This is a genomic window from Streptomyces flavofungini, from assembly GCF_041028215.1.
GTDB classification, from domain to species: Bacteria; Actinomycetota; Actinomycetes; order Streptomycetales; family Streptomycetaceae; genus Streptomyces; species Streptomyces flavofungini_B.
Genome location: NZ_JASKYR010000867.1, coordinates 1 through 3766, shown reverse-complemented (window position 1 = coordinate 3766; position 3766 = coordinate 1). Strand labels below are relative to the sequence as shown.

Genomic DNA, 3766 nt, shown 5'->3' with positions numbered 1-3766 from the left:
CGCTGCCTCGCGCACGTCACGCTGGACGCGAGCGGCACGGGCGAGAAGCAGACCAAGGTGGACGTCGACCTCCTGGACACCGAGGGGCGGCTCCTCGCCCGCCTGCGCGAGCTGTCCGTACGGACGCTGCGCGACGACCGTGACACCGAGCCGGGGACCGCCCTCTTCGCCACGGTCTGGGAGGCCGCCGACTCCAGCGGCCCCGCTCAGTCGGTCACTCCGCCGCCCCCGGGCCCGAAGCTGCTCCTCGCGGCCGACCCCGCCCAGCGCGCCGAGCTGCTCGACGCCCTGCGGGCCGCCGGTGACGTGGACCCCGTCGTGGTGGTCGCGACGCCCGGCGACGGGTTCGCACGAGTGGGCGGCGACCACTACACCGTAAACCCGGCCGAGCAAGAGGACTTCGCCGCGCTCCTCGACCGGCTCGCCGAGACGGACCGCACGCCCTCCGTGGTGCTGCACGCCTGGTCCGAGGCGCTGGGCCCCGACGGCACCCCGCGTGCCGTCTTCGCGCTCAGCAAGGCGCTCCTCGCCCGCCGGGGCGGTGACCGCACCGCGCTGCTCGTCGCCCACCGGACCGACGCGCACGGCGCCGCCCCGGCCGAGGCAGCCCTCGCGGGATTCGCGCGCACGCTCACGCTGGAAAATCCGCGCCTGACCCACCGCCTGGTGGGCCTGGACGCCGGGACACCGCTCCTGCCCGCGCTCGTCGCCGAACTCGCCCGCCCGGACGACGGGGAGACCGAGACCCGGCACAGCGGCGGTGTCCGCCGGGTCCGCCGCCACCACCGCCTCGCCGGCACCGACGGCGCCCCGCTTCCCGGGGACGGCGCCTTCCTGTCCGGGGGCGGCGCCTGTCTGATCACCGGAGGTGCGGGCAGCCTCGGCCTGACGCTGGCCGAGCACCTCGCCGGGCGCACCCGGGCCCCGCTCGTCCTGCTCGGCAGGACCGACCCCGCCGCCGACGCCGCTCAGCGGGTCGAGGCCCTGCGGGCGGCCGGGCACGACGTCACCTTCCGCCGCGCGGACGTGACCGACGAGGAAGCGCTGCGCGCGGTCGTCGACTCCGTACGCGCCGAGCACGGGGCGATAGGCGGGGTCGTGCACGCGGCGGGCACGTCGGCCGACGCCTATCTGCTGCACAAGAGCTGGGCGGAGTTCAGCGAGGTCGTGCGCCCCAAGGCGCTCGGCGCGGACCTCCTCGACCGGCTCACCGCCGATGACCCGCTGGAGTTCTTCGTCTGCTTCTCGTCGATCGCCGCCGCGTTCGGCACCCCGGGGCAGAGCGACTACGCGTACGCCAACGCCTGCCTCGACGCCTTCGCCGAGCGCCGTGACGCGCTGGTGGCCGAGGGCCGCCGCGCGGGCCGCACGCTCTCCCTCGGCTGGCCGCTCTGGCTGGCGGGCGGGATGCGGCAGGACGAGGACGCGGCCCGCGCGCTGCGGCACCGCACGGGCCTGCTCCCGATGCCGACCGCCGCCGGACTCGCCGCCTTCGACGCGGCGCTGGGGCACGACGGGGGCGCGCTGCTCGTCGGCCACGGCGACCTGGAACGCGTGGCGGCGGCGCTCGCACCCGTGCCCGTACCCGTGAAGGGCGGGCGGGTGGCCGCCACCGGCCCAACGGACACCACCGGCCTGACGGACGTCACCGGCCCGGCGGACGCCCCCGACCTGACGGACGCCCCCGACCTGACCGAGTGGGCCGGGACCTTCCTGCGGCGGCTGCTCGCCGAGCGGACCAAGCTGGACGAGGCGGAACTCGACCTGCGTGTGCCGTTCGACCGCTACGGCATCGACTCCCTGGTCATCACCCAGCTCAACGCCGAGCTGGAACGGCACTTCGACGACCTGCCGAAGACGCTGTTCTTCGAGTACGCGACGCTGGGGGAGCTGGCGGAGTACTTCGCGACGGAGTACGCGGACCGCCTCCGGGCACTGGCGGCGGCCGCCGCGCACAGGGGCGCGGAGAAGCGAGCCGCCCCGGCCGTGGCCCGCGACGCCGACCGCCCGGAGACCCGGCCGACGCGCACGCTTCCGGAGGCCCCCGGCGCCGAGTCCTCGCACGCCGTCGCCATCATCGGGCTCTCCGGGCGCTACCCGATGGCCGACGACGTCGAGGAGTTCTGGGAGAACCTCGCGGCGGGCCGGGACTGCGTGACCGAGATCCCCGCCGACCGGTGGGACCACGCGCGCTACTTCGACGCCGACCCGTCGGCCCGGGGCCGCGCCTTCTCCAAGTGGGGCGGATTCCTGCGCGACGTGGACCGCTTCGACCCGCTGTTCTTCGGCATCGCGCCGCGCGAGGCGGAGCTGATGGACCCGCAGGAGCGCCTGTTCCTCCAGAACGCCTGGCACGTCCTTGAGGACGCCGGTTACCGCAGGGACGAGCTCGCGGGCCGCCCGGTCGGTGTCTTCGTGGGCGTGATGTACGGCGAGTACCAGCTCTACGGCGCGGCGGACGCCGAGCGCGGCGGCATCCGGGTCACCGGCTCTTCGTTCGCCTCCATCGCCAACCGCGTCTCGTACACCCTCGGCCTGAACGGTCCGAGCATCGCGCTCGACACCATGTGCTCGTCCTCGCTGACCGCGATCCACCTGGCCTGCGAGAGTCTGCGCGGCGGGGAGAGCGAGGCGGCCGTCGCGGGCGGCGTGAACCTGTCGCTGCACCCGTACAAGTACGTCTTCCTCAGCCAGGGCCGCTTCGTCTCCGCCGACGGCCGGTGCCGCGCCTTCGGCGCCGACGGCACCGGCTACGTACCGGGCGAAGGCGTCGGTGCGGTGCTCCTCAAGCCGCTGGCCGCCGCCGAGCGCGACGGCGACCACATCTACGGGGTGATCAGGGGCCACGCCGTCAACCATGGGGGCCGGACCAACGGTTACACCGTGCCGAGTCCGCACGCGCAGGCCGACACCGTGCGCCGCGCCCTGGCCGGGGCGGGCCTCGGACCCGCCGACATCGGCTACGTCGAGGCCCACGGCACCGGCACCTCGCTCGGCGACCCGATCGAGATCGCCGGGCTCGCCAAGGCCTTCCGGACGCCGTCGGCCAGCACCCCGGTCGTGTCGGATGCGGACGACCGGCGGTGGCCCATCGGTTCGGTGAAGTCCAACATCGGCCACCTGGAATCGGCGGCCGGAATCGCCGGACTCACCAAGCTGCTGCTCCAGTTCAAGCACCGGCGTCTCGTCCCCTCGCTCCACGCCGACGTGCTGAACCCGAACATCGACTTCGGCCGCGCTCCGTTCCGCGTGCAGCGCGAGGCCGCCGACTGGCCCGAACCGGCCGGGGCGTCCGGGGAGCCCGGTGCCGGGCCCCGCCGCGCCGGGCTCAGCTCCTTCGGCGCGGGCGGCTCCAACGCCCACCTGGTCATCGAGGAGTACCGCGAGGGGCCCGAGCGCCCCGAAAGGACCGTCGCCGAACAGCACTTCGCGCGGCCCCTTGTCTTCCCGCTCTCCGCGCGGAACGCGGAACGGCTCGGCGCCTACGCGGGCAGCCTCGCCGACTTCGCCGCCCGCGAGCACGTGCGCGCCGAGGACCTCGCCCACACGCTCCAGCACGGCCGCGAGGCCATGGAGGAGCGGCTCGCGGTGGTCGCCGAGGACGGCGCGGCCCTCGTCAGGGCGCTCCGCGCCTACCAGGCGGGGTCCGCCTGCCCCGGGCTCCTGACCGGCGGCTCCGCCGCGGGGCCGGAAACGGAGGAGCAGGGTCCCGCCCACCGGCTCGCCGCCCGCTGGACGAGCGGCGGTCCTGCCGACTGGAGCGGCC

General features: G+C 75.3%; 1 protein-coding gene. It reads left to right on the top strand.

Annotation, left to right across the window (positions count from 1 at the left end; genetic code table 11):
- Positions 1–3766: SDR family NAD(P)-dependent oxidoreductase (locus AB8Z36_RS35740; RefSeq protein ID WP_369217551.1), on the top strand; the 3766-nt coding region annotated here is incomplete at both ends.